Genomic DNA, 5,899 nt, shown 5'->3' with positions numbered 1-5,899 from the left:
ATGGTGGAAACCATGCGAGTCACAGAACCTTCACTCAGGATGCTCTTGATTGCGACGGCGCGAATAGTGCTGGTTTATTCGCCGATGAGGGGAGATGCACCGATAAGCCTTTGATGGATACCGCATCGGCGCCGCCATCGGTGGACATCAAGCTGCTGCCCGTAACGCACCTACTTGCTCAGGCACCGACTACGGTGCCGGTTCTCTCACTGTCCCATTTAGCTCAAAATTCCCTTTCTCCAAGTCGACGTCAGCAGCAGGTCGATCCGCGGGTAGATTTGCGGCGCACCGTTGTTCTTTTGATTTAGGTTCTCGCGCCTTTTGCGCCGTTTCGGCCTGTAAAATGCAGGCGCGAAACACGACTTTCGAAAGCACTCTCCACAGCGCTCGCATGCCGAGCATTGATCGACGCTTTTGCGAGCTCGGGGTGCTGAATCGCGTCCTCGTTTTAAGCCTGGCATCCGGCCGTCCTCGGTCACGAAAGTGACGGTGAGACCGACGTCTTGCCCAGGACAATGGGAGATCCAAATGCGTATCGTACTTAAAGCCTCATTTATTGCGGCCGGTATACTTCTCGCTGCGCCATCAGCCTCGGCTCTGACATCGAATGTGTTGCCGCGCGCAGCAACGGCTGAAGGCATCGACGTCGTTCAACGGGTCGCCGCTAAGCATCATCGGAAACATTCCAAGCGCAGGGGCTGTCGTCTCACATATGGCGGTCTGGTCTGCGGCGGTAGCAAGCACGCGGGCGGCCACAAGGGCCGTCACGGCAAGGGACACGGCAACAGACATGGAGGAAATCGCCACTAAATCAAGTCTGACAGCACTGCGCGGCCTATTCCGGCCGCTGTGACTTCACCACCATCCAATTTGGGAGACAAAGAATGAAATCTGCTATCCGCATCACCGTTTTGGCGTTCAGCTTCGGGGCTCTTTCGCTTCCGGCACTCGCAGGTGAAGAGCACGGCCACTGCACGGGCGCAAATGTGTGCCAGGGCGATGCCGCTTGCGAAAAGCAGGGCTACAAGGAGCTAACCAAGGACGAGTGCGCCAAGATCGACGGCGCGAAGTTCGAGGCCTCGTCGCATGCGGGCGAGGGACACGAGGACGGCAAACACGATCACGACAAGAAGTAGACCTCCAGAAGGCGTCATCCGGCCGAAGCACCGGATGACGCCTTTAAACCATGAGGCTTGCCATGCAAGGATATCGTCTATTTCTGTACGCGGCGGCGGCGAGCCTGTCGCTCGTTGCCACTGGTCCGGCGTCGGCTGCGACCATGGTGCCGGCACTTTTGAAAGGTGCGACTACCGAACATACTCGAAGCAACGTAGAGGAGGTCGCTCGACGCTGCAGATATGACAGGCGCGGGCGGTTACGCTGCCGTGGCGCACGATACCGAGCCTACCGCAGATACTACTACGATCCGTACGCCTATTACGGTTACGGCTATTATCCGCGCTTCTACGGATTCGGCCATCACCACCATCATGGTTTCGGCCACGGGCATCATCACGGACACCATTGAGCGTCGGCAAGATGCCGGGCATAGTGAGTGTCCCGGCATCCTTGCGCGAAGTGTCAGGGAAGATGCAGCACGTCCGGGAGCCATCCATAGTGACGCGCAAGCTCAATGGCGTCGATGGCAGGGATAGAGATGAGAAACAAGCTGGATTCGAGGAAGGTGCGGTAGACGATCTTGGGGCGGATCGTAAGCTCCTCGACGTCGCGATAGGCAGTAAAACTCGGCATGAAACGCGGAACACGTCGCGTGTAATCGTCGAAGGCTGCGCCAAACTTGGCTCTAAGATAATCCTCCTCCTTCAACACGACAAACAACAGCACGGCCGCGGTTATCGAGGTGCACAGACCCGCAACGACTAGCGAACTTGTCTGGGCGCCGATGCCAGCCACGCCGATCAACGTGAAGACATAGAGCGGGTTGCGAACCAGGGAGTAAGGGCCAGTTTCGATAAGTGTAGCCTTCTTGTGCCCGCCAATATGCAGCGCGCTCCAGGTGCGGCCGAAAATCGCGATGAAGATCAGCAATATCCCTGCATGCTCGATCTGGGCGTAAAGTAGGGGGTTGGTATGCAACCAAACAGCGCAGACGAATGGCAGCAAAAGCGCCACGAATAGAATCACAATCGCTAGAACAATGCGCCGTCGCCATTGGACGGCGCGGAGATCGAGGTCTGGCAATGAGTAAGAAAGTGACATGTTAGGCGTCCAGTAGTTAGTAGAGGCGGAGACTGCTCGCTACAAATTGCGGTGTAAATACGGTTCCTACTTCGACTTTCTGGGAGGGCGAGGGGAAGGGGGAGCCTGGCGGCGTGTCAGTTTTTCGCTGTCTGGCTGTGCCATCATTGCAATTGTCCGTTCTGCCGGACTCGGCTACGTTTGTTCCGCAAAGTTAAGGTTTGATTGGTCAAATGGGTCTTCTGCGACGAGTTGTAGCCATCCTTATGATGGTGGTTTTCTTGCCGGCCTCCGTGCTGGCAGGGACGCCGTTGCGACTTTGCGTCGGGGAAGACGGTCATCGAGCCATTGAGTTTGTCATATCAGCTGATCACCATGCAGCCGGCGCTCAGAGCGTTGAGTGTGCCGAGCCCCATGATCAACACGCCGCTCCGTCGTCTGCGTGCACTGATAGCCAGCTTCTGAGTGAAGCGCAGCAGCCGGCCTCACTGGCCGACCTTGAGCGTCAGCTCGCTCTTGAGGATTTGCTGAGCTTCGCGGTGCTGCTGACGATAGTGGCCTCCCCTGCTCTCTCAGAACTGCCGGAGGCTGAAGAACCACAGCCTTACTATGGCGTGCGTCGCGAGCCGCAGCTCGACGCACTGAGGACTGTTGTACTCCTAATCTAGATCTTCGAATTCCCAACTTTTTTGCGCGCGCGAACATTTTTGTTGGCGGCGTCATTCAACTTTGCTTGGGGGAATTCATGCCAGCACTCACTGGCTTTCGATCTGGATTTTGTGTGGCGCTCGCGGCGTCACTGTTGGCTGGCTGCAGTTCTCTTGAGACCAGCAGCCTGCCTGCGCCAGATGCCTATGCGTCAGATCGCGACCTGCCGTTGCGGCCAGTCGTACCATCCCCGCAGCCTGTGCCCGGAGATTCGGCGCAGCCAGGCTATGCGGAGGCGCTTTCACTTCGAGATGCAGTGAGGCGGGCCATCCTCTTTAGCCCAGCCATCAAAGCGGCGTTCATCGAGATCGATGCGCGTCGGGGCGAAGAGGCTCAGTCGGCCGTAAAGCCAAACCCCGAACTGCTCGTCGAAGTCGAGAACTTTGCCGGGAGCAAAGATAAGAGTGGCTTCGACTCCGCCGAGGAAACCTTCGGTTTTGCGCAGATGATTGAGCTAGGCGACAAGCGCCTAAAGCGCCTTCAGGCCGCGCATCTCGATACATCGCTCGCAGGCTGGGATCATGAGACGTTGCGCGTCAAAGTGGCCACGGATGCCGCGCAGGCCTTTGTCGATGTCCTGATAGCCCAAGAACGCTTCAAGGTACTTGGAGAATTTGTCTCCATTGCCAAAAAAACAAAGGACAGTATCGACGCGCGTGTGAAAGGCGGTAAAGCCAGTCCGATCGAACTCGATCGCGCAGCCGTCGCTCTCGCTCGCGCAGAAGCGCTGCAAAAGGGTGAGCGCGTCAGAATTGATGCTGCCAAACGCAAACTCTCCGCCCTTTGGGGAGCTCCGAAGATAGACTTCAGGCACGCGGTCGGTCGGCTCGGCAATGGATATGCAGCGCCGCAGCCGGAGACGCTTCTCGTGCTTCTCGATAACAATCCGGCCTTGGCGCGATGGGGCGATGAGATCAACCGCCGTGTTGCGCAGCTCGACCTCGAGCACGCCAAGGCCATTCCCGACATCACGGTCGGGGCTGGTCTTCGAACGTATCAAGAGAACGATTCCGCGGCCATGGTGGCATCCGTTTCGATGCCAATTCCCATTTTCGATCGCAACCAGGGCAACATCGCAGCCGCCGAGCGACGCGTCGCCAAGGCGGAAAGCGAGCATCAGGCCACGCGTAACGATCTCTACGCCACGCTGGTCGAAGCGCTCGGCGAACTCAACGTTGCAGCCACTCAGCTCAAGGCTCTGGAGAAGGACGTCCTGCCCGGAGCGCAGCAAGCCTACGACAAAACCAAGATCGGTTTTGACGAAGGAAAATTCGACATCCTGAGCGTTCTGGATGTCCAACGCACTGTGTTCGAGACGCGCCTCGAAGTGCTGACGGCGCGCGCTGACTACGAAAAGGCGCGGGTCAGGGTCGAAGCCCTTGTCGGGCGCGACCTCAGCGGAATGTGAGATTTGAGGATCGTGATGAACTGGAAGACGAAGATCATAGTTGCGGTGGCGCTGGTAGCTGTGGCCGGAACCATCGGCGTACGCGAGATGCAAAGTTCCTGTGCAACAGCACCAAAAGCTGATGCGCATGGACACGGGCACGGCGAATCCGAGCAGCACGCTGAAGAAGGCTTTGGCACCAAGGTCTGCGAGATGGGCGTACTCGGTGCCGTGCAGGACGCTCTGTTCTCTTCCCAGCCAAAGGCACTGCCGTCCTCGCCCGCTGGTGGTGAGGCCAAACACGAGCACGCCGAAGGCGAGGAAGCAACGGACAAATCGGGTGATGATGGTCACGGCCATGCACAGGGTGGTGGTGAGCAGGACAGCGAAGGGCTCATCAAACTGAGCGCTGCTCAGATCGAGGGGGCTGGCATCGGCATGGCTCCCGTCATGTCGGGAAAGCTCGTCAAGGAAGTGGCTGTTCCTGGGCGCATCGCTATCAACGCCGATGCCCAGGCTAAGATAGTTCCAAAGCTCTCCGGCACCGCCGCACGCGTCCAGAAGCAGCTCGGTGAAACCGTGAAGAAGGGCGATTTGCTCGCCGCGCTCGAAAGCCGGGAAATGGCGGATGCGAAAGCGGAATACTTCGCCGCTTGGCGCGCCGAAGAACTGGCTAGCTCGATCTTTGAACGTGAGGAGCGGCTCTGGAACCAGAAGGTTACTGCAGAGCAGGACTATCTGACCGCGAAGAACGGCTATCAGGCGGCCAAGATTAAGCTCGATCTCGCGCATCAAAGGCTGCACACGATCGGTCTTTCGGACGACGAAATCAAAAGCCTGCCAAAGATCGCGGACGAAGGGCAATATCGCTTCTACGAAATCCGTTCTCCGATCGATGGCCGCGTGACCGCTCGCGACATCGTTCTCGGCCAGGTCGTTGGCACCGACCGAGAGATCTTTACCATCGCAGATCTAGCCAAGGTTTGGGTGGAAATGGCGATCCCTCCCGGCGATCTCGCCTTCGCGCGTGAGGGCCAGGAAATCCGCGTCTCGGCTGGCGAGCAGAAAGGCGTAGGGAAAATCATCGCTTTGAGCCCGGTGATTGATCCTGAAACGCGCTCGGCCAAGGCCATCGCAGAACTCGACAATGCGGGCAATATTTGGAAACTCGGTGACTACGTTAACGCGCGGTTGATGTCGGGCGAGCAGGAAGCGGACCTGATCGTGCCGCAAGCTGCGATCCAAACGGTGAATGGAAACAAAGTCGTCTTCGTCAGCGAGGGCGGAGGTTTCCGTGCGCGCCAGGTGACGACCGGACGTTCGGACTCGATGAATGTCGAAGTGCTCTCCGGGCTCGAGTTCGGCGAGACGATTGCAACTTCAAACACCTTCACGCTCAAGGCCGAGCTCGGCAAGTCCGAAGCCGAGCACGAGCACTAGAGGAACAGCCATGATCGAACGCATTCTCGGCTTTTCCCTCACCCACCGCTTCCTTGTGGTGCTTCTCGCAGCCGCGGTTGCCGCCTTCGGCATCCGCTCGCTTCAGCAGCTTCCCATCGACGCCGTGCCGGACATCACGAACAATCAAGTTCAGATCAATACGGA

The 5,899-nt window shown here is 58.2% G+C and carries 6 protein-coding genes; 5 read left to right on the top strand and 1 reads right to left on the bottom strand.

What is annotated here, in order from left to right:
* Positions 1 to 308 (top strand): hypothetical protein (locus tag V7082_RS20945; RefSeq protein ID WP_334151580.1); only part of this gene is annotated, 308 nt, incomplete at its 5' end.
* 576 nt (positions 309 to 884) lie between these two features.
* Positions 885 to 1,136, top strand: coding sequence for a hypothetical protein (locus V7082_RS20940; protein WP_334151578.1), 252 nt, complete (start codon positions 885 to 887; stop codon positions 1,134 to 1,136).
* A 445-nt stretch (positions 1,137 to 1,581) separates the two neighbouring features.
* On the opposite strand, the gene V7082_RS20935 is transcribed toward V7082_RS20940, so the two are convergent.
* Positions 1,582 to 2,220, bottom strand: coding sequence for a methyltransferase family protein (locus V7082_RS20935; protein WP_334151577.1), 639 nt, complete (start codon positions 2,218 to 2,220; stop codon positions 1,582 to 1,584).
* Positions 2,221 to 2,944: 724 nt separating this feature from the next.
* Between V7082_RS20935 and V7082_RS20930 the strand changes: the two genes are divergently transcribed.
* The 3 genes from V7082_RS20930 to V7082_RS21665 form a co-directional block, all read left to right on the top strand.
* Complete coding sequence (locus V7082_RS20930; RefSeq protein WP_334151575.1) at positions 2,945 to 4,315, top strand: TolC family protein; 1,371 nt, start codon at positions 2,945 to 2,947, stop codon at positions 4,313 to 4,315.
* A gap of 15 nt (positions 4,316 to 4,330) precedes the next feature.
* Entirely contained in the window at positions 4,331 to 5,734 is a 1,404-nt protein-coding gene (locus V7082_RS20925) for an efflux RND transporter periplasmic adaptor subunit (RefSeq protein WP_334151574.1), read from the top strand.
* Positions 5,735 to 5,744: 10 nt separating this feature from the next.
* Positions 5,745 to 5,899 (top strand): efflux RND transporter permease subunit (locus tag V7082_RS21665; protein WP_442909836.1); only part of this gene is annotated, 155 nt, incomplete at its 3' end.

The sequence above is a fragment of the Hyphomicrobium sp. genome, assembly GCF_036833075.1.
In the GTDB taxonomy this organism is placed as follows: Bacteria; Pseudomonadota; Alphaproteobacteria; order Rhizobiales; family Hyphomicrobiaceae; genus Hyphomicrobium_C.
This window is presented reverse-complemented; position numbering and strand designations above follow the sequence as displayed.